This is a genomic window from Mesobacillus sp. MER 48, assembly GCF_023714225.1.
Classification (GTDB): Bacteria; Bacillota; Bacilli; order Bacillales; family Cytobacillaceae; genus Mesobacillus; species Mesobacillus oceanisediminis_A.
This window is the reverse complement of record NZ_JAMAUR010000007.1, coordinates 117,347-143,811: the sequence shown is the minus strand read 5'-3', so window position 1 is coordinate 143,811 and position 26,465 is coordinate 117,347. Positions and strand designations below refer to the sequence as shown.

22 protein-coding genes are annotated in these 26,465 nt (G+C 44.8%); 17 read left to right on the top strand and 5 right to left on the bottom strand.

What is annotated here, in order from left to right; all coding sequences use genetic code 11:
- The first annotated feature begins 159 nt into the window (after positions 1–159).
- The 3 genes from ligA (at position 160) to M3593_RS19890 (ending at position 4,058) form a co-directional block, all read left to right on the top strand.
- Positions 160–2,166: an NAD-dependent DNA ligase LigA gene (ligA, locus tag M3593_RS19900; RefSeq protein ID WP_144480425.1), complete on the top strand. Its 2,007-nt coding sequence runs from the start codon at positions 160–162 to the stop codon at positions 2,164–2,166.
- Between the two features lie 14 nt (positions 2,167–2,180).
- Positions 2,181–3,398, top strand: coding sequence for a CamS family sex pheromone protein (locus M3593_RS19895; protein WP_144480423.1), 1,218 nt, complete (start codon positions 2,181–2,183; stop codon positions 3,396–3,398).
- Positions 3,399–3,578: 180 nt separating this feature from the next.
- Complete coding sequence (locus tag M3593_RS19890) at positions 3,579–4,058, top strand: hypothetical protein (RefSeq protein ID WP_251544505.1); 480 nt, start codon at positions 3,579–3,581, stop codon at positions 4,056–4,058.
- A 30-nt stretch (positions 4,059–4,088) separates the two neighbouring features.
- On the opposite strand, the gene M3593_RS19885 is transcribed toward M3593_RS19890, so the two are convergent.
- Entirely contained in the window at positions 4,089–4,547 is a 459-nt protein-coding gene (locus M3593_RS19885; RefSeq protein ID WP_251544506.1) for a DinB family protein, read from the bottom strand.
- Positions 4,548–4,902: 355 nt separating this feature from the next.
- Between M3593_RS19885 and pruA the strand changes: the two genes are divergently transcribed.
- The 6 genes from pruA to M3593_RS19855 all read left to right on the top strand — a co-directional run bounded on the left by pruA (position 4,903) and on the right by M3593_RS19855 (position 12,945).
- On the top strand, positions 4,903–6,450 hold the full coding sequence (gene pruA / locus M3593_RS19880) for an L-glutamate gamma-semialdehyde dehydrogenase (RefSeq protein ID WP_144480414.1): 1,548 nt from the start codon (positions 4,903–4,905) through the stop codon (positions 6,448–6,450).
- 322 nt (positions 6,451–6,772) lie between these two features.
- A complete protein-coding gene (gene aceB, locus M3593_RS19875) occupies positions 6,773–8,368 on the top strand; it encodes a malate synthase A (protein WP_251544507.1) in 1,596 nt (531 codons plus the stop codon).
- A 46-nt stretch (positions 8,369–8,414) separates the two neighbouring features.
- Entirely contained in the window at positions 8,415–9,695 is a 1,281-nt protein-coding gene (gene aceA, locus M3593_RS19870) for an isocitrate lyase (RefSeq protein WP_144480410.1), read from the top strand.
- An 805-nt stretch (positions 9,696–10,500) separates the two neighbouring features.
- Entirely contained in the window at positions 10,501–10,953 is a 453-nt protein-coding gene (locus M3593_RS19865) for a YueI family protein (protein ID WP_313959738.1), read from the top strand.
- Between the two features lie 146 nt (positions 10,954–11,099).
- Positions 11,100–12,362 carry an MFS transporter gene (locus M3593_RS19860; protein ID WP_144480409.1) on the top strand — a complete coding sequence of 421 codons (1,263 nt, stop codon included), beginning with the start codon at positions 11,100–11,102 and terminating at the stop codon, positions 12,360–12,362.
- The gene (locus tag M3593_RS19855) at positions 12,343–12,945 is read left to right on the top strand and encodes a TetR family transcriptional regulator (RefSeq protein WP_251544508.1); all 603 of its coding nucleotides are present in this window, start codon (positions 12,343–12,345) and stop codon (positions 12,943–12,945) included. The genes M3593_RS19860 and M3593_RS19855 overlap by 20 nt, the downstream gene beginning before the upstream one ends.
- Before the next feature lie 154 nt (positions 12,946–13,099).
- Here the strand turns inward: M3593_RS19855 and M3593_RS19850 are convergent, their stop codons facing one another.
- Entirely contained in the window at positions 13,100–13,798 is a 699-nt protein-coding gene (locus M3593_RS19850; protein ID WP_144480405.1) for a hypothetical protein, read from the bottom strand.
- Between the two features lie 214 nt (positions 13,799–14,012).
- Between M3593_RS19850 and gatC the strand changes: the two genes are divergently transcribed.
- From gatC to M3593_RS19830, 4 genes are all read left to right on the top strand, one after another.
- Positions 14,013–14,303, top strand: a complete 291-nt coding sequence (gatC, locus tag M3593_RS19845; protein WP_144480403.1) for an Asp-tRNA(Asn)/Glu-tRNA(Gln) amidotransferase subunit GatC — start codon at positions 14,013–14,015, stop codon at positions 14,301–14,303.
- 11 nt (positions 14,304–14,314) lie between these two features.
- Positions 14,315–15,772, top strand: a complete 1,458-nt coding sequence (gene gatA, locus M3593_RS19840) for an Asp-tRNA(Asn)/Glu-tRNA(Gln) amidotransferase subunit GatA (RefSeq protein WP_251544509.1) — start codon at positions 14,315–14,317, stop codon at positions 15,770–15,772.
- A gap of 13 nt (positions 15,773–15,785) precedes the next feature.
- The gene (gene gatB, locus M3593_RS19835; RefSeq protein ID WP_251544594.1) at positions 15,786–17,213 is read left to right on the top strand and encodes an Asp-tRNA(Asn)/Glu-tRNA(Gln) amidotransferase subunit GatB; all 1,428 of its coding nucleotides are present in this window, start codon (positions 15,786–15,788) and stop codon (positions 17,211–17,213) included.
- Between the two features lie 518 nt (positions 17,214–17,731).
- A complete protein-coding gene (locus tag M3593_RS19830) occupies positions 17,732–18,265 on the top strand; it encodes an SMI1/KNR4 family protein (protein WP_251544510.1) in 534 nt (177 codons plus the stop codon).
- Between the two features lie 37 nt (positions 18,266–18,302).
- Here M3593_RS19830 and M3593_RS19825 read toward each other — a convergent pair whose 3' ends face one another.
- From M3593_RS19825 to plsY, 3 genes are all read right to left on the bottom strand, one after another.
- Entirely contained in the window at positions 18,303–19,043 is a 741-nt protein-coding gene (locus tag M3593_RS19825) for a hypothetical protein (protein ID WP_251544511.1), read from the bottom strand.
- 116 nt (positions 19,044–19,159) lie between these two features.
- The gene (putP, locus tag M3593_RS19820) at positions 19,160–20,635 is read right to left on the bottom strand and encodes a sodium/proline symporter PutP (RefSeq protein WP_251544595.1); all 1,476 of its coding nucleotides are present in this window, start codon (positions 20,633–20,635) and stop codon (positions 19,160–19,162) included.
- Positions 20,636–20,825: 190 nt separating this feature from the next.
- Entirely contained in the window at positions 20,826–21,440 is a 615-nt protein-coding gene (gene plsY / locus M3593_RS19815) for a glycerol-3-phosphate 1-O-acyltransferase PlsY (protein WP_251544512.1), read from the bottom strand.
- A 279-nt stretch (positions 21,441–21,719) separates the two neighbouring features.
- Between plsY and M3593_RS19810 the strand changes: the two genes are divergently transcribed.
- The 4 genes from M3593_RS19810 (at position 21,720) to M3593_RS24310 (ending at position 26,353) form a co-directional block, all read left to right on the top strand.
- Complete coding sequence (locus tag M3593_RS19810) at positions 21,720–22,661, top strand: diacylglycerol kinase (protein ID WP_251544513.1); 942 nt, start codon at positions 21,720–21,722, stop codon at positions 22,659–22,661.
- Positions 22,662–23,024: 363 nt separating this feature from the next.
- Complete coding sequence (locus tag M3593_RS19805; RefSeq protein ID WP_144480390.1) at positions 23,025–23,576, top strand: cysteine hydrolase family protein; 552 nt, start codon at positions 23,025–23,027, stop codon at positions 23,574–23,576.
- Positions 23,577–23,698: 122 nt separating this feature from the next.
- Complete coding sequence (locus M3593_RS19800; RefSeq protein WP_251544514.1) at positions 23,699–25,174, top strand: nicotinate phosphoribosyltransferase; 1,476 nt, start codon at positions 23,699–23,701, stop codon at positions 25,172–25,174.
- A gap of 120 nt (positions 25,175–25,294) precedes the next feature.
- Positions 25,295–26,353 carry an ATP-binding protein gene (locus tag M3593_RS24310; RefSeq protein ID WP_251544515.1) on the top strand — a complete coding sequence of 353 codons (1,059 nt, stop codon included), beginning with the start codon at positions 25,295–25,297 and terminating at the stop codon, positions 26,351–26,353.
- Positions 26,354–26,465 lie beyond the last annotated feature (112 nt).

Here is a 26,465-nt window from a genome sequence, read left to right as displayed (position 1 = left end):
TTCTTACAATTAAATTTCTGTCTAGCTCCAGCGCCTAGCCCCTCGAGACGCTTCGGTCCTGCCAATGAAGTCAAAGAACGACTTCACTGTCAGGCCCTCCACCGCTTGTCGGGGCTGACCAAGGCGCTTCCGCTTTTCAGTTATGAAAGGGTTGGATTTATGGATTTTCAAAGTGCTGAGAAAAAAGCCAAGGATTTGCAAAACCTGCTGAATCAATATTCTTATGAATATCATGTTCTTGACCAACCATCGGTTCCGGATGCGGAATACGACAGGCTGCTTCGGGAACTGATTGAAATCGAGGAGCAATTCCCTGAATTGCAGACTCCTGATTCCCCTACACAGCGTGTCGGCGGCGAAATATTAACGATGTTCAATAAGGTGCAGCATACGATTCCGATGCTAAGCCTCGGGAATGCATTTGACGACCAGGATCTTCGCGATTTTGACCGTCGGGTGCGCCAGGGTGTGGGCGACAATGTTTCCTATGTTTGCGAGCTGAAGATCGATGGACTAGCCGTCGCCCTGATTTATGAGGATGGCATGCTCGTGCGCGGTGCGACTCGCGGAGATGGAACGACAGGGGAGGATATTACGTCTAATCTGAGGACAATCCGTTCCCTGCCAATCCGCCTGAAGGAGCCGGTTTCGCTGGAAGTCCGAGGCGAAGCGTTCATGCCGAAGAAATCATTTGAAGCTTTGAACAGGAAGCGAGAAGAAAAGGAAGAAGAGCCATTTGCCAATCCCCGCAATGCGGCGGCAGGTTCTTTGCGTCAGCTTGATCCGAAGATTGCCGCTTCAAGGAATCTTGATGTTTTCCTCTATGGAATTGCGAATGTCGGTGATACAGGAATCCGGGCGCATAGTGAGGGACTGGACTATCTGCAACAGCTTGGGTTTAAAACAAATAAAGAACGCCGCAAGGTTGACAGTATCGAAGGTGTTATCGAGTATGTGAACGGTTGGGTAGAAAAACGCCCGGACCTTCCGTATGATATTGATGGCATCGTCATCAAGGTCGATTCACTTGACCAGCAGGCAGAGCTGGGCACGACGGCGAAAAGCCCTCGCTGGGCAATCGCTTATAAGTTCCCTGCCGAAGAAGTTGTGACGACTCTGAAGGATATCGAGCTGAGTGTTGGCCGGACGGGAGTTGTTACACCGACAGCCATCCTTGAGCCTGTACAGGTAGCAGGTACAACCGTTGGCCGTGCTTCCTTGCACAATGAAGACTTGATTCGTGAGAAAGATATCAAAATTGGTGATAAGGTCGTTGTCAAAAAAGCGGGCGACATCATTCCTGAAGTCGTGAATGTTCTTGTTGAGCAGCGGACTGGTGAGGAAGTCGAGTTCCATATGCCAACTCATTGCCCTGAATGTGAAAGCGAGCTTGTCAGGATAGAGGGTGAGGTCGCGCTTCGCTGCATCAATCCGAAATGTCCTGCCCAAATCAGGGAAGGCTTGATCCATTTCGTTTCCCGTGATGCGATGAACATCGACGGGCTTGGTGAAAGAGTGGTCAGCCAGTTGTTTGCCCAGGAGCTGATCAAGGATGTTGCCGACATTTACAAGCTGACACGCGAGCAGCTGCTGGCTCTTGAACGGATGGGCGAGAAATCCGTCAATAATCTGCTGTCCGCTATTGAAGCCACAAAGGATAATTCATTGGAGAAGCTATTGTTCGGACTCGGGATCCGCCTCGTTGGCGCAAAAGCTGCGAAGACGTTAGCCCAGGAATTTGGAACGATGGATCATCTTATGGAAGCATCGAAGGAAGAACTGACTGCCATCAACGAAATCGGCGACAAAATGGCCGACTCCATCGTCACGTATTTTGACAATGATGAAGTGAAGGAACTGATCTCCGAACTGAAGGCTGTTGGCGTCAATATGGAATACAAAGGACCTAAAAAAGTGACCGCGGAAGAATCGGATTCATTTTTTGCCGGTAAAACGATTGTATTGACTGGAAAACTAGAGCAAATGGGCCGAAACGAAGCGAAAGAAAAGATCGAAGCGCTTGGCGGCAATGTAGCCGGCAGCGTCAGCAAGAAAACCGACCTGGTCATTGCCGGAGAAGATGCCGGTTCAAAACTGACAAAAGCAGAAAGCCTTGGGATTGAAGTGTGGAATGAGGAGAAAATGCTTGAAGAATTAAATAAATAAGAGGTGTACACGCCATGAGAAAACTCTCAATGGTCGCTCTCTCTCTTGTCCTTTTGCTGACGGCCTGCGCCCCAAATTTTCAAAAACAGGAAGAGGTCGTCCAGAAAAAGGATGATGATACAAAAGAAAAAGCGATTATCCCGAAATATAAAATCTCGGAAAAATATTACCGTACCATCATGCCATTCGAGCCAGGGGAAGCCCGAGGCATGGTCGTCAATAATTTGAATACGCGCTACGACATCACAGAGTTCGAAACTGGACTGATGCGGATTGCGCAAAATTCTTTTCCAACCGACAAGTATGTGTTCAAGGAAGGCCAGTACCTTGATGGAGGCACTGTGTCAGCCTGGCTGGAACGTGAAATGACTCCGGCGCAGGTAAAGGCAAAGGAAGAAGAGCTGCAGGCAAAGGCTAAAAAAGAAAAAAGCAATAAGAAGGTCACAGTAAAGAATCTTGGACTGAACCCAATCGACACAGGCAAGGGAGATGTCCACAAACGGAACGAAAAGAATCCTATTTATCTGGCTCATATTATCGAGCATGATTATCTGGTCCAATCCGGGAAAAAGGATACGTACCAGCTTGGCGGCATTGCCATTGGCCTGGCGTTGAATTCCGTCCACTATTATCGTGAAGAAGCATTTGGGGCTGTGTTCGAGAAAAATATTCCCCGTTCCGTCCTGGAGGCAGAAGGGAAGAAAATCGCCAAGCAAGTCGTAAGCAGGCTCCGGAACATTGACGAGTTGAAGAATGTGCCGATCACCGTCGGATTGTTTGAGCAGGAAAGCCGTTCTTCGGTTGTACCAGGGAATTTCTTCGCATATACCGAAGTTTCCCAGGGCAGCAACGATATCGGCAGCTGGAAAGATGTCAAAGAAGAGTATATTCTATTCCCATCCGGCAAAGCCGAGAAGGAACACAGGGATGACCTGACATTCTTCGAGAACTTCAAACAGGATGTCGAAGAATATTTCCCTAACTTCAACGGCGTCATCGGCAAAGGCTTTTATGTCGATGGCCAGCTGCAGGAACTGAACATTGAGATCCCTATCCAATTTTACGGAAAAGCAGAAGCAATCGGGTTCACCCAGTACGTAACCGGTCTCGTCATGGAGCATTTCCCTAACTATATCTCCGTGCAGGTCAGCGTCTCCTCCGTCCTCGGCCAGGAAGCGCTGATTGTCAAGAAGCCGGATCAGGATGAACCATTTGTCCATATTTATGAGTAAAAGCGAAGCAAAGAGCATACTGGCTCTTTGCTTTTTTGCATTCTTCATCAGCTGTGTGGAGTTATTAAAGTGCCTTGCAGTTTCGTGAAACCTAGGTGTTTCAAAAATTACCGAAAAAAAAGTTGTATCTATCAGTCTCTGATTATCGTCTTAATGAGAAACACTTTGGGGAGGAAATACATGGTGAGGCTATGGGTTGTGGGAGGACTGCTCCTTATTTTAGTATTGGCGGGCTATGCGAGGTCGTCCGGTTCAATCTCTGTCACTGCGGAAAGTCAACAGGAGATTGAAAAGTACATCCGGGAAGAAGTGATGTCGCCAAACTTCGGGGGTGAGATTTTTAGTGCACATGAGATACTGGGATCTAACGAGAAGAAAGGTGAATTATACATCTGGGCGTTAATCGAGGAGTACTATAAGGAAGATTCCAAAATAGAGCAGGGCACAGGTATGTCTGTTCCGATGGTTCTCAAGGTGGATCAGACAGAAGATTCCCTGCAAGTCATCAGCCACTCAATTCCAAGGGATGGAAGCTATTATGCGAATGATATAAAAGACATGTTTCCTTACTTTGCTGAGATAAAAGCCCTTGATTATCCCTCAATCTATGTAGATAAATTGATTAAGAAAATTGAAGCAGAGGTAGCTGGAGAGTGGTGAGGAAAAAGCAAAGAGGCAGCTCTTTGCTTTTTACATGTATTTCTTTAGATCAAGTATCGTTTGAAGATGCATTCCTTCATGGAAAATCGTCCGGATGAGTACCTGTTCGATGGTGTGCATGCCCATCTCGGTTTGCGGGAATTCCTCTTCAAGACGCTCGCCATATGTTTCTTTAATTATTGCAGGCTGTATTCTGAGCAATTTTTTCAGCTCAGTGACGGAAGGTGTCTCTTCGGTAAAATTGGCTGGTGAGGTGCCATAGCCGAACCACTTATTGAAGTTTTCCGGAACATCAGCTGTCTCCTTTGTCACTGCCTGAATCCATAAATATTGGTCAAGGTAGATATGTCCGAGGTTCCAGCGGATATTATTTTTGAATCCAGCGGGAATTTTCTCCGCATCTTCTATAGAAACGGCATCCACCACGCTTAAAATCTCGCTGCGATAGGATTCGAGTTGATTGAACAACACTTCATGACGTTTTTTCATGTAAAATAGACCCCTTTTTTGAAAGATAGATAATTATTCGCTAGATTTTGGGGATTCCCTGCTGTGAGTTAGTGTAGTTAATCCTTTTATTGGCGGAAATCAGATTATATCGACCGCATTTTTGAATATATCAGCGGAAAATGAGATATATCGACCACATTTACGATTATATCGACCACTTTCCAAAATATATCGACCAAGTCCGTAAATCTACCCAAATTACAATATTGCCATAATAAATATCAAGAAAATTCGCAATCCAATACTTGCTAGTACGTTGGCATTGAACACTATGAGATTCTCATGATAGAATGGGAAAGGAATGAAAACGTTTTAATACATAGGAGGGGATAGAATGGTTCAGGCATACAAACACGAGCCTTTCACGAATTTTAAAGTTGATGAAAACCGTGAAGGATACTTAACAGGACTGAAAACTGTAGAGGGCTATCTTGGCCAGGATTACGATTTGGTAATTGGCGGAGAGAGGATCTCAACTGAAGACAAGATTGTATCTTATAACCCATCCAATAAAGAAGAAGTTATTGGTCGCGTTTCAAAGGCAAACCGCGATTTAGCTGAAAAAGCGATGCAGGCTGCTGTTGAAGCGTTCAAAACTTGGAAGAAAGTAAAGCCTGAAACACGTGCAGATGTATTATTCAAAGCTGCAGCGATCATTCGCCGCCGCAAGCATGAGTTCTCAGCACTCTTAACCAAAGAAGCAGGCAAGCCTTGGAACGAAGCAGATGCTGATACAGCAGAAGCAATCGACTTCCTTGAGTTCTATGCTCGCCAAATGCTGCGAATCAAAGACGGTGTACCAGTAGAAAGCCGTCCAAATGAATATAACCGTTATGACTATATTCCTCTTGGAGTTGGTATCATCATCTCTCCATGGAACTTCCCGTTAGCAATCATGGCTGGTACAACGGTAGCAGCAATCGTAACAGGGAACACAGTTCTATTGAAGCCAGCTTCAACTACTCCAGTAGTTGCAGCTAAGTTCGTCGAAGTTATGGAAGAAGCAGGTCTTCCTGCAGGTGTTCTTAACTTCGTGCCAGGAAGCGGCGCAGAAGTGGGCGACTACCTTGTTGACCACAAGGACACTCGCTTCGTAAGCTTCACAGGTTCACGTGACGTGGGTCTGCGCATTTACGAGCGCGCTTCAAAATTGAGCGAAGGCCAAATCTGGCTAAAGCGTGTAATCGCTGAAATGGGCGGAAAAGATACTATGGTTGTCGACAAAGATGCTGATCTTGAGTTAGCAGCCCAAGCGATCACTGCTTCAGCTTTCGGTTTCTCTGGACAAAAATGCTCTGCATGTTCACGTGCAGTAATCGTTGAAGATGTTTATGATCAAGTTCTTAACCGTGTCGTTGAACTTACAAATGAGCTTAAGCTTGATGATCCTACAGATCAGAGCACATTCATGGGTCCTGTTAATGACCAGGGTGCTTTCGACAAGATCATGAGCTACATCGAAATCGGCAAGGAAGAAGGCCGTTTGATGACTGGCGGCGAAGGAGACAGCTCTAAAGGCTACTTCATCAAGCCGACCATCTTCGCTGATGTCGATCCAAAGGCTCGCATCATGCAGGAAGAAATCTTCGGACCAGTTGTCGCATTCGCAAAAGCGAAGGACTTCGACCATGCGCTTGAAATCGCAAACAACACTGAATACGGCCTGACTGGAGCTGTTATCACGCGCAACCGTGAAAACATCCAGAAGGCACGCGAAGATTTCCATGTCGGAAACCTTTACTTCAACCGCGGCTGCACAGGCGCAATCGTCGGCTACCAGCCATTCGGCGGCTTCAACATGTCAGGAACAGATTCAAAAGCTGGCGGACCTGACTATCTAACGCTTCACATGCAAGCAAAGACTACTTCTGAGATGTACTAATACAGATTTGGAATCCCCTTCTCGTTGAGAGAGGGGGATTTTTTGTGTTGGAAACATTAATTGCACGGTAAAGACCAGGAATTGCACTATCCCCGCTATTAATTGCACCGAAAAGAGGACGAATTGCACGATAAGACTACATAATTGCACGCTTCATAAGCAAAATTGCACTGTTTACCTATTTATGGATAAGGACTATAGACCTATTTTAAAAATTTTTCAGAAAAATCCCGCAAAATAGTTGCAATCTTAAAAGTCTGTTATATAATACATATTAGAGTTATTGATACTGTACTATAACAAAAAGGGGTGAAGACAGTAAATGCCGACACAAACTACAGGGATTGAAATTGTTGGCACCATGAAAAGCGGATACGAAGAAATTTTGACACCAGAGGCTCTTGATTTTGCAGAGCGGCTTGAACGGCACTTCGGTGAACGTCGGGTGGACCTTCTGGCGGCACGGCAAAAGCGCCAGGAAGAAATCAATTCCGGCAAGCTTCCGGATTTCCTGCCAGAAACAAAGCATATTCGGGAAAGCGGGTGGACAATCGCGCCGCTGCCGAAAGACCTGCAGGACCGGCGGGTAGAAATCACAGGCCCAACTGACAGAAAGATGGTCATCAATGCACTTAATTCCGGAGCAAAAATTTTCATGGCAGACTGTGAAGATTCAACTTCGCCGACATGGGAAGCGATTGTGGAAGGCCAGATCAATCTGAGAGATGCAGTCAACCGGACAATCTCTTTTGAAAATCCCAACGGAAAAAAGTATCAACTGAACGAAAAAACAGCTGTTTTAATGGTTCGCCCAAGAGGTTGGCACCTGGAGGAAAAACATGTATTGCTCGATGGCAACCCGATTTCCGGCGGATTATTCGATTTCGCGATGTACTTTTTCCATAATGCGAAAATGCTGGTGAAGCAGGGCACAGGCCCATACTTTTACCTTCCTAAGATGGAGAGCCACCTTGAAGCGCGCCTATGGAATGATGTGTTCGTTTATGCACAGAATCACCTCGGCATTCCACAGGGAACGATTAAAGCAACTGTTTTGATCGAAACGATTTTGGCTTCATTCGAAATGAATGAGATTTTATATGAACTGAAAGAGCACTCCGCTGGCTTGAACTGCGGACGATGGGATTATATTTTCAGCTATCTGAAAAAACTGCGTTCACAAGATGATGTGATTTTACGTGACCGCTCACAGGTCACGATGACGGTACCATTCATGAGGTCGTATTCCTTGCTGACCATCCAGACTTGCCACCGCCGCAAGGCACCGGCAATGGGCGGCATGGCGGCGCAAATCCCGATTAAAAACGATGAGGAAGCAAATGCTGAAGCATTCGCAAAGGTACAGGCCGACAAAGAACGCGAAGCCCGCGACGGTCATGATGGCACATGGGTCGCACATCCAGGGCTGGTACCTGTAGCCATGGAGGCTTTCAATAAAGAGATGCCGCAGCCGAACCAGATTTATTCTGGAAAGCAAATGGATATTGAGGTAAAAGGAGCTGACCTGCTTGCTGTACCAGAAGGCACTATAACAGAAGCGGGCGTGCGCATGAATATCAATGTCGGCATCCAATATGTAGCCTCCTGGCTGAATGGCAGAGGCGCAGCTCCAATCCATAACCTCATGGAGGACGCTGCTACAGCAGAAATCTCCAGGGCCCCGCTGTGGCAATGGATCCGTCATCCAAAAGGAGTTCTCGATGATGGGCGCAAAGTGACAGTTGAAATGTACCATGAACTAAAGGGAGAAGAACTTGAAAAAATTAAGCTGGAAGTCGGCGAAGCGGTATTTGCAAACGGAAAATTCGAGCAGGCAGCAGAGCTGTTTGATCAGCTGATATTAAATGATGATTTTGTTGAGTTTTTAACATTGCCTGGCTATCAGGCTTTAGCTTAATAGATTGATAGATTTCATATAAAACAACCATAAGGAGGAACAAAAAATGACTCAAGATCGTGTAAAGCAATTACAGGAAAGCTGGGAAATGGATAACAGATGGGCTGGAGTAGAGAGAACGTATTCTGCGGAGGATGTAATTAAGCTTCGCGGTTCGATTGATATTGAATATACACTGGCACGCCGCGGCGCTGAGAAGCTTTGGAAGCTTGTAAATGAAGAAGACTTCGTCAATGCACTTGGCGCGTTAACTGGGAATCAGGCAGTCCAGCAGGTAAAAGCAGGCTTGAAGGCAATCTACCTGAGTGGATGGCAGGTTGCAGCGGACGCGAACCTTTCCGGGAATATGTATCCTGACCAGAGCTTGTACCCTGCGAATAGTGTTCCGGCGGTAGTTAAGCGCATCAACCAAGCTTTGCAGCGTGCTGACCAGATCACTCATGGTGAGGGAGACGATTCAATCGACTGGTTCGCACCGATCGTGGCAGATGCAGAAGCAGGCTTCGGCGGCCAGCTGAACGTGTTCGAACTAATGAAGGGCATGATTGAAGCCGGAGCAGCAGGCGTACACTTTGAGGACCAGCTTTCTTCTGAAAAGAAATGCGGACACCTTGGCGGAAAAGTACTTCTTCCGACACAGACAGCTGTACGTAACCTGATTGCCGCCCGACTTGCGGCAGATGTCATGGGTACGCCAACCCTGATAGTTGCCCGTACTGATGCGAATGCAGCAGATTTGATCACAAGCGATGTCGATCCATATGATGCACCGTTCATCACAGGTGACCGGACGCCTGAAGGTTTCTTCCGCGTGAAGGCTGGCCTTGACCAGGCAATCGCCCGCGGCCTTGCTTATGCTCCATATGCTGACCTTGTCTGGTGTGAAACGTCCGAGCCTGATCTAGAAGAAGCTCGCCGCTTTGCAGAAGCTATCCATGAAAAGTTCCCTGGCAAGCTGCTTGCATACAACTGCTCACCATCATTCAACTGGAAAAAGAAGCTGGATGACGAAACCATCGCAAAGTTCCAGGTCGAGCTTGGCAAAATGGGCTACAAGTTCCAATTCGTTACACTTGCAGGCTTCCATGCACTGAACCACAGCATGTTCGAACTGGCTCGCGGCTACAAAGAGCGCGGCATGGCTGCATACTCCGAGCTTCAGCAAGCTGAGTTCGCAAGCGAGCAGCACGGCTACACAGCAACAAGACACCAGCGTGAAGTCGGAACAGGCTATTTCGATGATGTATCAATGGTCATTTCCGGAGGAACTTCCTCAACTACTGCCCTGAAAGGATCTACGGAAGAAGCACAGTTCACCGCTTCTTAAACTAGTCTGTCAGCCAGGTCCATCGGCTGAGCTTAACGGGTTTTCTCCATGCCTGGGCCCTCCAACTCAGGCGTGGATTTACCATATTAGTTTTTGATTTTTTTTACCTTGCATTCTCCTATTTGTGTCCTTCTCTTCGCTGCGAAGAGAAGGTTTTTTTTGCTCAAAATAGGTTAACCTTAAACTAGCACAGACAAATGGGCGGGAACATACATAGTATTAGTGGAAAGATGCCGCTGTTTTTTGCCATCATAGACAGAAAATGAAGGATCAGCATGGTTTTTGGGTGTCATTGAGGCCGTGATAGACAAAAAATCTGTGGAAAAAGAAATATGTGTCCGTCACCAAGGCTATGACGGACAAAAATAGTACTGAAAACGAAAGAACTGTCCGTCAACAAGGCAATGATGGACAAAAATCGAAGGAAAAGTGAAAAAACTGTCCGTCATCAAAGCTATGATGGACAAAAATCCAAGGAAACACGAAAAAAGTGTCCGTCATCAAGGTTATGACGGACAAAAATCGAAGGAAAATCGAAAAAAGTGTCCGTCACCGAGGCTATGATGGACAAAAATCGAAGGAAAAGCGAAAAAAGTGTCCGTCAACAAGGCTATGCGGACAAAAATCGAAGGAAATACGAAAAAAGTGTCCGTCATCGAGCCTATGATGGACAAAAATTGAGGGAAAAGTGAAAGAACTGTCCATCATCGATGCTTGGGAAGGTAGAAGGTTAGCCCAAGTGAGGACGAAGGAGTAATATAAAGGATACCATGAAAAGTTAAACGGAAGTTACAATAAGTTAGGGGTGAACCGATTGAGCAACAGCAAGTTGGACGATTATTTGCAGCAGGGGATCCATGGTGCGAAGCAGACGAAGCCTGATGAAAGAAGAAGGTTCCTGACGACTTTGCGTGAAAGGGTTGTTATCGCGCTTACACAGGGAGAGGTCATGAGGAAAGGCGTTGAACCGGAAGTTGAGCAGCTGATGGATGAAAATCGCAATGCCCATCTTTTTTTAAATGGCAATATATCATATCGATATTTATCAGAATACATTAAAGCAGCAGAAAAACGGGGTATCGAGTTTACAATCGTGACCAATAAAGATTATGATTCCGAGTTGGGACTTGTTTTAGCGCATGACCATGCAATCGATAAGGAGGAAATTTATCTCGGTAAAAAGAAACCTGTTATCCAAGCGGCACCGGCCAAGAAAAAGGGTTTCTTATCTGGATTTGGTAAGTTATTTAGGAAATGAGCAGCCCTGCAGGGTTAGCTCATTTTTTTATGACCATCATACTTTTCAAAAAATTCACAAAAATAACATTGAAAAACGACAATGTTGTCGTTATAATAAAAACAAGTAAAACGACACCGATGTCGTTTTAATTAGGAGGGATGACAATGGACGGTCTTTTAAAAAATAAAGGCTTTATCACATTAATGGTGACACAGTTAATTTCTAGCATTGGTGACTGGTTAAGTGTTGTGGCGATCATCACGATGGTTGGATTGAAGTGGGAAGCATCGCCGATGGAGGTTTCTCTTATCATTCTGTGTTTGGCAGTCCCGATGGCGCTTCTTGGGCCATTTACTGGAACGATTGCTGATAGGTTTAACAGAAAGTCATTAATGATATTTTCGGATTTGATTAGGGCCGGACTTATTCTTGCGCTTGCCTTTGCTGAGTCTTTATGGACTGTTTATACATGCTTGTTCATCGTCGGCATGCTCTCGGCGGTATTTGTACCGGCAAAGAATGGCAAGCTTAAAGAACTGGTCGACCAGGAAAATATGAAAAGCGCAATGTCCATCACCTCCATGATTGATTCCGGGACGAAGGTGTTGGGCCCATTGTTAAGCGGCCTGCTGGTCTCGGCTTTTGGAACACAGCTAGTGTTTTTTATCGATTCAGGTACCTTTATCATTTCGGCGCTGCTGCTGTTTGCTTTGCCAAAGTCAATCGCAAAGCCGACTGAATCGGAAACTAAGGAAGCTTCTACATTTAAAGAGGATTTCATGGAAGGAATCAGGTTCATCAAAGGAAGTCGTTACTTAATCGTTGGTATGATTGTTTTAGGGGTCAGCCTCTTGATTTTGCAACTGTCTGACTCTCAAATCATCGTTTTATTGAGGGAATTACCGAATGCCTCTCCCGATTTGTTTGGTTATATTGTTACAGCATCTGGGGTCGGGATGTTTTTAACCGGACTGCTTTTGGCTAAAAAAACGGACTATAATGCGCTAATCCTGTTGTTTATTGGGGTTTGCGGAATTGGCGTCAGTTTTAGTATGATGGCTGTATTGACACGATTTGATTTAGCACTGCCAGCTTTATGGGGATCAGGGCTGGGGTTGTTAGCGGGGTTTTCAGCCGGTTTCGTCTTTATTCCGTTTCAGGCTGCTGTCCAGACTGAAACTCCTGTCCACATGACAGGCAGGGTATTCGGCGTTATGAATAGCGTGACCACAACGGCAACGATCATTGGCCCATTGGCTGGAGGCTTGCTTGCAACGGTGCTCGGAGTTGTCCCGACATTTGTGATTACCGGCCTTTTGCTGATTGCAGTCTCAATCGTTGGGTTAATCTTTAAAAGCAGCATAGAACGGGGGAGAACGAATGTCTCCGAAAGTAAGTCAGGAGCACATGAAACAGCGTCGAGCTGAGATACTGCAGGCGGCCAAGGAGGTGTTCATTGAGCATGGTTACGAGCGGGCCACGATGAAGCACATCATGGATGCTGCGAGTGTCAGCAGAGGCGGTCTGTATCAATATTTTTCTAGTAAAGAAGATGTGTTTGAAACAATCCTTGAAGAAGCTTTAGATATAGAATTAGAGGTAACGCTGGATATGGTAAAACAACATGCTACCTCTTATTGGAATATGCTGATGAAAACCATGTTTGGGAACGATGGGGAACCTGATGATGAAATGGATCCTTTAGCGCCGGCAAAACTTGAGTATTTTATTATTGGAAGAAATGATGAACACAGGAGAGAATACGGGGCCGCTCGATATGAAAATGGTTTGAAGATATTTGCGCATATCATTGAACATGGCCAAAAAAGCGGTGAATTCAGCTCGAGGTTTGGTCATGAAATTATTGCGCGTTCAATCATTACGTTTATCGACGGCTTAGCTGTAGACGATGCCATGTTATCGAGGGCAGACCTGAAAATCAAGGAGCAATCGATATTGTTTGTGGACTATTTAAAAATGGCACTTGGAATTGCCGAGGATAGAAAATAATGTATTTTAGAGGGCTTCTGGCTTTATGGAATTATAATGTATTTTAGAGGGCTTCTGGCTTTATGGAATTATAAAAGATAAACGGGGTGGAGATGGATTCCATCCCGTTTGTTGTGTGGACGCTGGATGATGCGGCAGCAATAATCAAAAAGTTTTAAATAAAAATGAACAATAATGTAGAAATGCCAACTCCTAAAATAAACGGAAGCAGCTTGCTTTTGCGTTCTTTTGGCAGTTCTTCCTTAACGGTGTTTAATAAGATGCCTCCTGCGAGCCAACTGAACCAAAGAGCAAACAAGGTGGTAGGGAGTGTGACGAAGAAGCCGAGCAGCCAACCCGCAAAAACAGAAAGAGCCAGTAGCAGCGAACCCCATGGGTCATATCGCTTTTGATGGTCCAGCCGAAGCCCCACATCATTAACCATCAGGTGTAGAATGAAAGCGACCGTGAAAATGATTAAGGATTTAGGCTCCTGCTTCAACCCTTTAATCAGGTAATAGCCTATAAATGAGTTATAGAGAACGAAGGCTCCTATATGAAAAGTAAAGACGGTTGTATCCGGTTTTGATGATTTCACAAAATGATTTATAGAATAAAAGGCAATAAAGCCAACAGTCGCAACTAAGTACAAACTATAATCTTCAAATTTTTTTGGGATGGGGATAAGGATATTGAACTCCTTCTGGATCTTTTGGAATTCAGGTAAAAGATGAATGATGACATAGGCAACGGATGCACCGCCGGCAAAGCTTAGAATTGGTTTTCGCGGCTGCTCCATCAATTTGGAGTAGTATTTTACAGATAGATGGACTCCTGCTAACAGGATTACCAGAAAAAAAGTCAAAATAGCCAAGTTTTTTTTACCCTCCTTAGGCTTTTCCTTCCCTCTGTAAATCAGCCGCAAACTATGAAAAGAAGAACACATTTGCAAAATGACATTATATATCTGCGATCTGTCTTCACTTCTGTTAAAATAGTACAAAAAGCAAGGCTTGTATTGCTTTAACGCGGAAAACTTTGCTATGATCATTATTATTGTCTGACGATTTAAAAATGGAGGTGCTATTATGTCAAGGATTTCAGAAGATCAGGTGAAGCATGTCGCACACCTGGCGAGACTGGCGATTACTGAGGAAGAGGCGCAAATGCTGACAGACCAGCTGGATAAAATCATTACATATGCAGAACAGTTGAATGAACTGAATACGGATAATGTTGAGCCGACTGCTCATGTGCTTGAAATAAAGAATGTTATGCGCGAGGACCGTGCCGAAAAGGGCCTTCCGCGCGAAGAAGTTTTAAAGAATGCGCCTGAGCACCAGGGTGGGCAGATCAAAGTACCTGGAATTATGGAGTAGGAGGATCGGCGATGAGTTTATTTGAACATAAGATTTCGGAACTTCATGAGCTTTTACATAAGGGAGACCTGAGTGTTTCCGACCTGGTCGATGAATCGTTCAAGCGGATTGGCGAGGTTGAAGGCAAGGTGCAGTCGTTTTTGACATTGGATGAAGACAATGCAAGGGCAACAGCGAAGGCATTGGATGAGAAAGCCGTGAAAAACGCTCCAGCCAATAAATTATACGGCTTGCCAATCGGCATTAAGGATAATATCGTCACGAACGGATTGCGCACGACGGCAGCGAGCAAGATTCTCGAAAACTTCAATCCTATTTACGATGCAACTGTCATCCAGAAGCTGAAGCAGGCTGAATCGGTGACTATCGGCAAGCTGAACATGGACGAGTTCGCGATGGGATCATCGAATGAAAACTCTGGCTTCCAAAAAACGCTCAACCCTTGGGATCTTGAGCGTGTTCCAGGTGGATCTTCGGGCGCTTCCGCTGCTTCGGTTGCAGCAGGTGAAGTGCTGTTCTCTTTGGGTTCTGATACAGGCGGATCAATCCGGCAGCCGGCATCATTCTGTGGTGTGGTCGGCATGAAGCCAACATACGGACTTGTTTCCCGTTTCGGATTGATTGCCTTCGCGTCATCTTTGGACCAAATTGGCCCAATCACACGAAATGTTGAAGACAATGCCTTTCTGTTAAAAGCGATCGCGGGCCACGACCAGATGGATTCAACTTCTGCAAAAGTGGATATCCCGGATTATATCGGTTCCCTGACTGGCGATATAAAAGGGTTAAGGATCGCCGTTCCAAAGGAATATCTCGGCGAGGGCGTAAATGAAGAGGTGCGCAAATCTGTCATGGACGCACTTGAAGTACTTGAGCGCCTTGGAGCTACATGGGAAGAGGTATCCCTGCCGCACTCCAAGTATGCTCTGGCTGCTTATTATCTTTTATCTTCATCCGAAGCGTCCGCTAACCTGGCGCGCTTTGATGGTGTCCGCTATGGCTATCGTACACCAAATGCTGAGAATCTGATTGAAATGTATAAAAAGACTCGTGCAGAAGGCTTCGGTGAGGAAGTAAAACGCCGGATTATGCTTGGTACTTTTGCGCTAAGCTCTGGTTATTATGATGCTTACTATAAAAAGGCCCAAAAGGTCCGTACACTGATCAAGCAGGACTTTGAAAAAGTATTCGAACAATATGATGTCATTGTTGGACCGACAACACCAACTCCAGCCTTCAAACTTGGCGAGAATACAAGAGACCCGATGACAATGTACGTAAATGATATTTTAACGATCCCGGTCAACCTGGCAGGTGTGCCGGCCATTTCGGTTCCATGCGGACTTGATAAAGGGCTCCCGCTAGGTTTGCAAATCATCGGACGCCATTTTGATGAAAGCACAGTATATAAGGTTGCCCATGCGTTCGAGCAGGCAACAGAATTCCATAAACAACAACCTGAATTGTAAAGGGGTGAAAATGATGAAGTTTGAAACGGTAATTGGGCTTGAGGTCCATGTTGAATTAAAAACAGATTCGAAAATCTTTTCGGCGAGTCCGAACCATTTTGGTGCCGAGCCGAATACAAATACAACCGTGATCGACCTTGGCTATCCTGGAGTACTGCCGGTCGTGAATAAGAAAGCAGTCGATTACGCTATGAAAGCCGCTATGGCTCTGAATTGTGAAATTGCAGAGCACACGAAATTCGACCGCAAGAACTATTTTTACCCGGATAACCCGAAGGCCTACCAGATTTCCCAGTTCGATAAGCCAATCGGTGAGAATGGCTGGATTGAGATTGAGGTAAATGGCTATAAAAAGAAAATCGGCATCACCCGCATCCATATGGAAGAGGATGCCGGCAAATTGACACACGGCAATGGCTATTCACTAGTGGACTACAACCGCCAGGGAACGCCGCTCGTGGAGATCGTATCGGAGCCCGATATACGCACTCCGGATGAGGCATATGCTTATCTTGAAAAGCTGAAGTCCATCATCCAGTATACAGACGTATCGGATTGTAAGATGGAAGAAGGCTCACTCCGCTGTGATGCGAATATTTCCATCAGGCCGGTTGGCCAGGAGGAATTCGGCACGAAAACAGAGCTGAAGAACCTGAACTCCTTCAACTTCGTCCGCAGAGGCCTCGAGTACGAAGAAAAGCGTCAGGAAGAGGAAATCCTTGCTGGACGTGAAATCCAGCAGGAAACAAGGCGATTTGATGAGTCAACAAACACCACCATCTTAATGCGTGTAAAAGAAGGATCGGATGACTATCGTTATTTCCCTGAACCGGACCTGCCTGACCTTTACATTGATGAAGAGTGGAAAGCAAGAGTCCGTGCGGAGATTCCAGAGCTACCGGACGAGCGCAAGAAGCGATATGTTGAAGAGATGGGACTGCCAGCTTATGATGCTGAAGTGTTAACTGTTTCTAAGGAAATGGCTGATTTCTTTGAATCGGCTGTGAAGGCAGGAGCAGACCCTAAACAGGCGTCAAACTGGCTTATGGGTGAATTCTCTGCCTACCTGAAGGCTGAATCGAAAGAGTTGCATGAAACAGCATTGACTCCTGAAGGACTGGCCGGGTTGGTCAAGCTGATTGAGAACGGCACAATCTCTTCCAAGATCGCCAAGCAGGTATTCAAGGAATTGGTTGAAAAAGGCGGCGACCCGGAGCAAATCGTCAAAGAAAAGGGTCTTGTGCAAATCTCTGATGAAGGTGCGCTGCTAAAAATCATCACCGAAATCATCGATGCCAACCCGCAATCGGTCGAGGACTTCAAAGGCGGGAAGGACAAGGCAAAGGGCTTCCTTGTCGGCCAGATCATGAAAGCAACCAAAGGCCAGGCGAATCCGCCGTTAGTAAACAAATTGCTAGTAGAAGAATTGAATAAGAGATAATAGCGAAAGCTGGCGAACCAATCGCCAGCTTTTTTGTCGATATTTCCCGGGAAAAAGAGAAATGTACACCGAAAAATAGTCCTATAAATACACTGATGCTAATATTAGTATAAGAACGCAACAGGGGCTGGCCGTTATTTTATTAAGAGATATTGACCTTGAGCTGCCTTGCATAAAAAAAGAAAAGATTACTAATGTTGAGCTGGATCAAAGGCCATCCAGAAGAAGGTAAAAGAAGTCGTAATCGAATTTAACAGGCTCAACGACGAATACGATCATTGCATAGAAACACTGGAACGTGAAGAATTATTCGAGTTCATTGATGATAAAGCGTGGGAAGCCGGTCTGGTGCTTGACGATGATATTACAGAAGAGTGGAGAGAGTGGTAATCTGAAACAGAAGATTTTGGTTGAAGAGGTTCCGAATGAAGTGGTCTATGGAATATTTTAAGAAAAGCAGTCTGGAAAAGTCATTGGGCCGGTTCAATAACGTTGATTAAAATTCAGGAGTTGTGCTCATGTATAAGGTATTTCTGCAAAAAATAGACAAGCTTTATAATGATGACCGGAAAAAACTATGGATTCTGTATGGAAATCTGTATGAAGACCGGTGGCAAACAAATATCCAAAAGCCTTTGAATCTTGAAGAATTACATTCACTCGAAGACGAAATAGGCAATATGCCGAATGACTTTAAAGAATTCCTGTTAACGTCGAATGGATGCTACTTGTTTGATATTTTAAGGGTCGCTGGTAAACAGAATGGTTATAGAGGTATGACCATTGAGGAACAGATTCATCAGCCAATCTCATTTCGGAAAATTTCGCCTTACTCACGCAATACAAAACACCTGGATGGCTTATTTGTATTTGCGGATTCGATGCTCACAGGCACATTTTTCGCATATAACGAAGAAGGTCAGATACTTCAATTAGAATTAAGGACCTTTAAGCCTATTAATACCTATCAAACTCTGATGGAATTGCTTGAAGCAGTATACGAGGAAGGCGAGAGGCTGGTTATTAACAAAGAATATCTGGATTTTGAATAAGAAAACAAAAGGCCCTTCAATCAGGGCCTGATTTAGATTATTGCCGGTCACCATGCGTCAATATTCTGATCAAAGATTCCTTATCCTCGACTGTCTGCTGAAGAAATTCTGTATTAAAGATCAAGTATATTGGTGCTGTATATATTCGAAGCTCTGGATAATGTGTCTTCTTCAATTCCTCCATATTATCTGATATCTGAAAGGAATCAAGCTTTTCCTTTACCTCTTCAGGAATGTCGAACTTTTCTGACTCTCCACGTGGAACAATTGCAAGGACAGCAAGTTTTTCAGGATCCTTTGATAAAAAATCATATAGGGGTGGAAGTTCTTCGATATCTAGCTTCACATAGTAAGTACTAAATTCCTTTCTCCATATTGCTTTTATCTTAAAATAGGTTCTTTCCATGTACGGGTTTTTTGGAATTGGAATGCTGGTCCCTTTAACAATCTTCTTTTCCATGCCTGGTAATGTATTTATCTGGCTGATTAAAATAGAATCAGGCTCTATTTCTGGAGGAAATGAGACTTCGAGTGTTTCTCTTTCCTTGACCTTTGATGGATTCATGCCAGCCATGGCTTTGAGCGGATCCATTTTCTCCGTCTTGGTGCCATGCCAATCATATTGGCCGAGAATTTGTGGAATCTCCTGTCCATTCACCGTTACGATTGGTACAGGCGGCTTTTCCTCTTTATATAATTTGTAGCGGTCCATGGCGATCAATACGGTCAAAAGCAATATGGTTGATGTTCCATAGAATAGCAGCTTTCTCTTCATCATTTTCCCCTCACGCTTAAGTGGTCACTATATGAATTCTATTAAGAATATGTAATTTCCTGTAAGATTTTATCGGAATGTAAAAAAACCACAGAGAAAGATCTCTGTGGTACCAGATTTTACGATTTTAAATTTTTAACACTCATATCGAATTCTTTTTCGATTTCAGGGTTTGGTCTATAAGTAACAAGGCTGATGACTACGGAAATAACCAGGTTGATGATAAAGCCCGGTACGATTTCGTACATGACATCGCTCAGGCCGAGATTACTCCAGATAACTACTGTTGCTGCACCGGCAACCATACCGAAGATCGCGCCCCAGTTGGTCATCTTTTTCCAGTAGAGGCTTAGCAAGATGATCGGTCCGAACGCTGCACCGAAGCCTGCCCATGCGTATGCAACAAGTCCAAGGATTGTATCGTTCTGAACCCAGGCAAGGGCAGCAGCGATAATCGCTACAACCAGTACCGCGATACGTCCGAAAAATACGTATTGTTTATCAGATTTTTCTTTTTTGAATAAAATCTTGTATAAATCCTCCGTCAGTGCGCTGGAAGTAACGATCAGCTGGGACGAAATCGTGCTCATGATTGCGGCAAGGACGGCTGCAAGCATAAGTCCGGCAAACAATGGATGGAAGAAGATTTGCCCTAGCACGATGAAGACTGCCTCAGGGTTATCAAGCTTGACATCAGGATTCTGGGTGAAATATGCAAGACCGATTAAAGCTGTCAGTATTGCTCCGATTAAGGAGAAGATCATCCAGCCCATTCCGATCCTTCTTGCACTTGTTGTTTCTTTTATTGATGTGATTGCCATGAAACGGGTGATGATATGTGGCTGACCAAAATAGCCAAGCCCCCATGCTGCCGTTGAAATGATGCCCAGCAGAGTTGTACCTTTAAATAAATCAAGCAATGCAGGGTCGATCGATCGGATTGTATCGAACGTTTCTGCAGGTCCCCCTGTTTTCGTGAAACCGATAATCGGCACTAGCAGCAGGGCGAGAAGCATCATCATACCCTGGATGAAATCTGTGTAACTTACAGCCAGGAATCCGCCGAATAGTGTGTACGCCACAACTACCGCAGAAACAAGCAATAAGCCGGTATGATAATTAAGTCCGAACGAACTCTCGAAGAAAACAGCCCCGGCGACCATTCCGGAGGAAACGTAGAAAGTAAAGAATAGAAGAATAACAATACCGGATACGATTCTTAAAAGCTTTGTATCATCTTTAAAACGGTTTTCAAGGAAGCTTGGAATCGTGATGGAGTCATTCGCAACATGTGTGTATGAGCGGAGTCGAGGTGCTACATAAAGCCAGTTGAGATACGCGCCTACGGTCAATCCGATGGCAATCCATGCACTTGCTAAACCGCTTACATAAATTCCCCCAGGAAGGCCCATCAAAAGCCAGCCGCTCATATCTGCCGCACCGGCGCTTAGCGCTGTGACTGCCGGACCGAGCGATCTGCCGCCAAGCATGTAATCAGTCAGATTGCTTGTCTTTTTGTAGGAATACCAGCCGATATAAAGCATCGCGGCCATGTAAATCCCGATAGAAATGATTTGATACATATCGTTGGACATCATCTTTTCCCCCTTTGTTATTTTGAGAAAATATTAAAAAAATATTGCTAATACAATTAATATTCTATCATTTTACGTAAATGATTAACAATCTATTTTTTCGCTAAAAAAGTTATTCCATAAATAGTAATTTACTTTATTAATATATTTAAAAAATAAGAGACCATGGTTGGACAACCATGGCCTTTCGTCAAAAGTTCTTAGGGGGAATGCGGTCTCCCTTCACTTTTTTATCATTGATCTTTGGTTCTATGCCGTTAAAGAAGTTCTGCAAGTTTGAACGGTGCAGGAAAATTAATAAAATAATAAAAGCAGTGAAAAGAAGCGGCTCATTGATATCGGGAGAGAAGAACGAATAAATCAGCATCGCGATTCCAACTGAAATAGAGCCCATAAATACATATTTGGTAAGGAAAATAACGGCAAAAAATGTCACATAGACGGCCAGGAACATCCCGATATTAACAATCAGCAGGGCACCAGCTGTCGTGGCGATTGCCTTGCCGCCGCGGAATCCGGCGAAGATGGGGAAACAGTGGCCAACGACCGCAATCAATCCCGCATACAAAGGTTCAATCGGTACATTGAAAGTCAGCGGAAGTGAGGCCGCCAGCATTCCTTTTGCCACATCAATCAGCAGGACAATGATAGCAGCTCTTTTGCCCATTACCCGCAGCGTATTGGTGGCGCCGGGATTTTTGCTGCCGTGATCCCTGATATCCACATGGAAAAAGTATTTGCCGACCAATAATGCGGTCGGAATCGAGCCAATTAAATAAGCAGCCAGGAGAATCAGCCAGATCATAAAAAGTCACCCTTTTAGTCAAGATTAGAGGTTCTGGTGTATTGTAAAATTATGTAACCATCCTTTCTGTATTGTAAAAAATAAATGGTATGATTGAAAGAGTTTTTCTGAAAAATACGATAGTTAACACTTTGATTAAATACTGAGTTTCTTTTTGGCAAATAGGTGTAAAGTAGTTTATGATATATCCGGTAGTATCCGGGAGATTGCCTGGATGAGAAATATGAGCTATGATGTAAAATGATGGAATCAAAAACCATATTAAGTAGGATGATGGGTATGAAAAGAGCAAGAATCATTTATAATCCGACTTCGGGCCGTGAAGTTTTTAAAAAGCATCTTGCGGAAGTTCTGGTGAAGCTGGAGAATGCCGGCTATGAAACATCATGCCATGCAACGACATGCGAGGGTGATGCGACGCAGGCTGCCAGGATTGCAGTCGAGCGGAAATATGACCTCGTGATTGCGGCTGGTGGCGATGGAACGATCAATGAAGTGGTCAATGGAATCGCCGAGCAGGAATACCGCCCGAAAATTGGCGTCATTCCAGTTGGCACAACGAACGACTTTGCCCGCGCACTGCATATTCCGCGGGATATCGAGGCAGCGGTCGACATCATTGTAAAAGGCGAAACGATCCCGGTCGACGTTGGCCGGATCAACGATAAATATTTCATAAATATCGCAGGCGGCGGCAGGCTGACTGAGCTGACATACGAAGTTCCAAGCAAGCTCAAGACGATGCTCGGCCAGCTCGCATACTATTTAAAAGGAATCGAGATGCTGCCATCGATCAGAGCATCTGAAGTGACAATTGAGTATGATGGCAAGCTGTATGAAGGCGAGGTCATGATGTTCCTCGTCGGGCTGACGAACTCTGTCGGCGGATTTGAGCGTCTGGCACCGAACTCATCAATCAATGACGGGATGTTCTCGCTGTTGATTTTGAAAAAGACTAACCTGGCTGATTTTATCAGGATTGCTTCACTTGCAGTCCGTGGCGAGCACATCAATGACCCGGGTGTAATATACACACAAGCCAACCGGATCAAGGTGCATTCGAAGGAAACAGTCCAGCTGAATCTCGACGGAGAATACGGCGGAAACCTTCCAGCCGAATTCGAAAACCTGTTCAGGCACATCGAAGTCTACGTGCCGCTCGACGAAATCCGTCCAGAAGACCGTCCGGAGAACCTGGAATTGAACTTTAAAGCAGAATGATTGGAAACCACTCCTGGTTGGAGTGGTTTTTTTGTGGTTTGGAGTAGGGTATAGGAGGATATTCCTTGGAAAATGATTATATTCCTTAAAAATGAAAATATATTCCTTAAACCTATCGATTTATTCCTGAGAAAGCAGGATATATTCCTTAGATTTTGGTTTTATTCCTATATCAAAATAAATCGATGTATGCTGATCAATATTTAGCTGTGATCAACCATTTTTACTGACAACCTCTGATAACTAAATCAGGCAAGCTAATATAGATGTACCAAAAGCCCGCCATTCGAAATGAAAAATTTGCCTGAAAATCATATTTGGATGAAAATAAAAGATAATAAGATAAAAGGATGTGGATACATAATGGGGAAGAAAGCGTTGATCAATATCGACTATACGTATGACTTCGTGGCGGATGATGGGCGGCTGACTTGCGGTGTGCCTGGCCAGGCAATTGAAGAGAATCTGGTTGGCGTGACGCAGGAATTCATCAAAAATGGCGATTATGTTGTTTTCGCGATTGATGTCCATGATGAGGGGGACGAGTTCCATCCGGAAACAAAATTGTACCCGCCACATAATATCCGCGGCACAAAGGGCAGAGATTTGTTCGGCAGCCTTCAAGAAGTTTATGACGAGAACAAACATCTGGACCATGTGTATTATATCGACAAGACAAGATATTCTGCGTTTGCCGGTACGGACCTGGAAATAAAGCTGCGCGAGCGGGGCATCACGGAAGTCCATCTTGTCGGGGTATGTACGGATATTTGCGTGCTGCATACAGCGGTCGATGCTTACAATAAGGGATTTAAGGTTATTGTGTATAAGAATGCGGTGGCTTCTTTTGACCAGGTCGGGCATGAATGGTCACTTCGTCATTTTGAGAACACGATTGGGGCAGAGGTCAGGTAGGATATTGAATACGTGGTTTTGGCAGGGAAAACGGTAAAAAGGTAAGTCGGTTTTCCGTGTTTTTAAAAGCATCCGTGCAATATCCATGATGAATTAGATGCAGTTAATTTGGAGGTTTTTTGATGAGTACGAAATTCATAGATGATAGTTTAATGCTCCATACGGACTTATATCAGTTAAATATGATGGAAACTTACTGGCGTGACGGCGTCCATAATCGCCGCGCGGTGTTTGATTTGTTTTTCCGCAAGCTTCCTTTCGGCAATGGATATGCCGTTTTTGCAGGCCTAGAAAAAATCATCCAGTACATCGAGAACTTTGGCTTCACAGAGGATGATATTCAGTATTTAAGAGAGGAAGGAAAGTTCGGAGAAGATTTCCTTGCTTTTTTACAAGATATGAAATTCACTGGCTCGATCCGTTCTATGCAGGAGGGGGAGATTGTTTTTGCCAATGAGCCGCTGATTCGGGTGGATGCTCCGCTTGCTGAAGCGCAGCTGATTGAAACTGCGCTGCTGAACATTGTCAACTACCAGACATTGATCGCGACAAAGGCTTCCCGTATCAAGCAGGTGGTGAAGGATGAAGTGGCGATGGAGTTCGGTACGCGCCGGGCGCATGAACTGGATGCGGCGCTCTGGGGCACTCGCGCTGCCTATATCGGAGGTTTTGATTCGACCAGTAACGTACGTGCCGGCAAGCTGTTTGGAATTCCAACCGCTGGGACTCATGCGCATTCCATGGTTCAGGCTTACAAGGATGACTATACCGCTTTTAAAAAATACGCCGAAACGCATAAGGACTGCGTATTCCTTGTTGATACGTATGATACTCTAAGGTCCGGTGTGCCAAACGCAATTAAGGTTGCCAGGGAATTTGGCGACAAAATCAACTTTATCGGGATCCGCCTCGACAGCGGTGACCTTGCGTATCTTTCCAAGGAAGCACGCAAATTGCTGGATGAAGCAGGATTTAAGGATGCAAAAATCGTGGCCTCCAGCGATTTGGATGAATACACAATCATGAACCTGAAAGCCCAGGGCGCAAAAATTGATATTTGGGGAGTGGGCACAAAGCTCATTACCGCATATGAACAAGCTGCGCTCGGCGCTGTTTATAAAATCGTTTCAGTCGAGCAGTCTGATGGAAGAATGGAGGACACCATCAAGATTTCCTCGAATCCTGAAAAAGTGACAACGCCTGGAATCAAAAATGTGTACAGAATCATCAACAAAGCCAATAATCGTTCTGAGGGGGACTACATCACACTTGAAGGCGAAAATCCGCAGCAGGAAAAGCGCTTGAAGATGTTCCACCCGGTCCACACGTTCATCAGTAAGTTTGTCACCAATTTTGATGCAAGAGATTTGCATCATGATATTTTTAAGGAGGGCAAGCTTGTGTATGAACAGCCAAGCCTGGATGAAGTCCGCAAGCATTCAACATACTGCCTCGGCGTTCTTTGGGAAGAATACACACGCATGCTTAATCCTGAAGAATACCCAGTGGACCTCAGCCAGAAATGCTGGGACAACAAGATGCGCAATATAGAAGAAGTGAGAGAAAAGGTCATGGAGATGACTGGAGAGAAAATGTAATGGTGAGGGCTGCTTCCTGAGGGGGAGGCAGCTTTTTAAATATATCCTGCGAATATGAAGGATTTCCCCTAGGAATAAAGAATTATTAGAGAACGAATCTTCTGCTAAGGGTGTTGCCGTGTGAATGACCAGAAGTGCAAGGTGGATTACGAACAGTTCATTCCAAGAGAAACGGGCTTTATTTTCAAGTTCGAAAAGAAAGACAATACCTTCATCCATACGTTTATTGAAGGCAAACTTCTCGGAAAAATGGGTCTTTGCCCAGAATTAATCGAGGGAAAAACTTTATTTGAGTTCCTTCCGGCTGAACATGCTCTCCGTAAGGCAGCTTTTTATGAAAAAGCTTGGAACGGGGAGCATGTCAACTATGAAGGGAGCATAGGAGGAATCCACTACTTGGCTGTCTTGAATCCTGTCCTGCAAAACGGAGTGACGGTGGAGGTAATCGGGACGTCGATCGACATTACCAAGGAAAAAACGAGAGAAAAGCAGGTCCAGCAGATGGAGAAGCTTTCCGTAGTTGGTGAATTGGCGGCAGGCATCGCTCATGAAATCCGGAATCCTCTCACATCACTGAAAGGTTTTGCGAAAATCATCAAAGAAAGTGTGTCGGACCAAACTTTATTGCCGTACCTGGACATCATGCTGGATGAGATGGACAGGATCAATGAAATCGTCAATGAGTTCATGTTCATTGCGAAACCAAGTGAACATGTCAATTTTCAGCAAACAAATTTTAATAAGCTATTACAGGAATGCATTCACTTTATGGCACCTCAGGCCAACCTTAAAAGTATTGAAATAGAGCTGAATTCCGATTCCGAAGTTTTCTTGAATTGCGACCGCAAGCAAATGAAACAGGTGCTGATTAATTTGCTGCAAAACTCGATCGAGGCGACAGAGGACAACGGACATTTTATCGAAGTAAGGCTCGAAGAAATGGGCACGGATTCTGTTTCGGTAACAATCATCGATAAGGGCTGCGGAATTGAAGATTCAAGGTTCAACCGGTTATTCGAACCGTTTTATTCAACAAAAGAAAAAGGGACTGGGCTAGGGCTGATCACCTGCAAGAGAATCATCGACCTCCACCAGGGCCGTATTAATATCAAGAGCAAGCTTGGCGAAGGCACAACCATCAGGATTTGTTTACCAAGGTTACTGGATGGAAAATCGTAAAATAAAAAGTGCTTTGCTCCTTTTTGGGGCAGGGCATTTTTGCTGTATATCTGTTACAATGAAAGAGTATTTCCTCATCACTCCCCCACTTTTTCTCACTGAAAGGAGTCCG

Bases quoted from the DNA above. Each gene is read 5' to 3' on its own strand.
- M3593_RS19855 (WP_251544508.1), top strand. From the start codon at position 12,343: ATGAAACAGCGTCGAGCTGAGATACTGCAGGCGGCCAAGGAGGTGTTC.
- gatC (WP_144480403.1), top strand. From the start codon at position 14,013: ATGTCAAGGATTTCAGAAGATCAGGTGAAGCATGTCGCACACCTGGCG.
- putP (WP_251544595.1), bottom strand. From the start codon at position 20,635: ATGTCCAACGATATGTATCAAATCATTTCTATCGGGATTTACATGGCC.
- M3593_RS19800 (WP_251544514.1), top strand. From the start codon at position 23,699: ATGAGTACGAAATTCATAGATGATAGTTTAATGCTCCATACGGACTTA.
- ligA (WP_144480425.1), top strand. From the start codon at position 160: ATGGATTTTCAAAGTGCTGAGAAAAAAGCCAAGGATTTGCAAAACCTG.
- M3593_RS19895 (WP_144480423.1), top strand. From the start codon at position 2,181: ATGAGAAAACTCTCAATGGTCGCTCTCTCTCTTGTCCTTTTGCTGACG.
- plsY (WP_251544512.1), bottom strand. From the start codon at position 21,440: ATGATCTGGCTGATTCTCCTGGCTGCTTATTTAATTGGCTCGATTCCG.
- M3593_RS19805 (WP_144480390.1), top strand. From the start codon at position 23,025: ATGGGGAAGAAAGCGTTGATCAATATCGACTATACGTATGACTTCGTG.
- aceB (WP_251544507.1), top strand. From the start codon at position 6,773: ATGCCGACACAAACTACAGGGATTGAAATTGTTGGCACCATGAAAAGC.
- M3593_RS19830 (WP_251544510.1), top strand. From the start codon at position 17,732: ATGTATAAGGTATTTCTGCAAAAAATAGACAAGCTTTATAATGATGAC.
- M3593_RS19860 (WP_144480409.1), top strand. From the start codon at position 11,100: ATGGACGGTCTTTTAAAAAATAAAGGCTTTATCACATTAATGGTGACA.
- pruA (WP_144480414.1), top strand. From the start codon at position 4,903: ATGGTTCAGGCATACAAACACGAGCCTTTCACGAATTTTAAAGTTGAT.
- M3593_RS19810 (WP_251544513.1), top strand. From the start codon at position 21,720: ATGAAAAGAGCAAGAATCATTTATAATCCGACTTCGGGCCGTGAAGTT.
- M3593_RS19885 (WP_251544506.1), bottom strand. From the start codon at position 4,547: ATGAAAAAACGTCATGAAGTGTTGTTCAATCAACTCGAATCCTATCGC.
- gatA (WP_251544509.1), top strand. From the start codon at position 14,315: ATGAGTTTATTTGAACATAAGATTTCGGAACTTCATGAGCTTTTACAT.
- gatB (WP_251544594.1), top strand. From the start codon at position 15,786: ATGAAGTTTGAAACGGTAATTGGGCTTGAGGTCCATGTTGAATTAAAA.
- aceA (WP_144480410.1), top strand. From the start codon at position 8,415: ATGACTCAAGATCGTGTAAAGCAATTACAGGAAAGCTGGGAAATGGAT.
- M3593_RS19890 (WP_251544505.1), top strand. From the start codon at position 3,579: ATGGTGAGGCTATGGGTTGTGGGAGGACTGCTCCTTATTTTAGTATTG.
- M3593_RS19825 (WP_251544511.1), bottom strand. From the start codon at position 19,043: ATGATGAAGAGAAAGCTGCTATTCTATGGAACATCAACCATATTGCTT.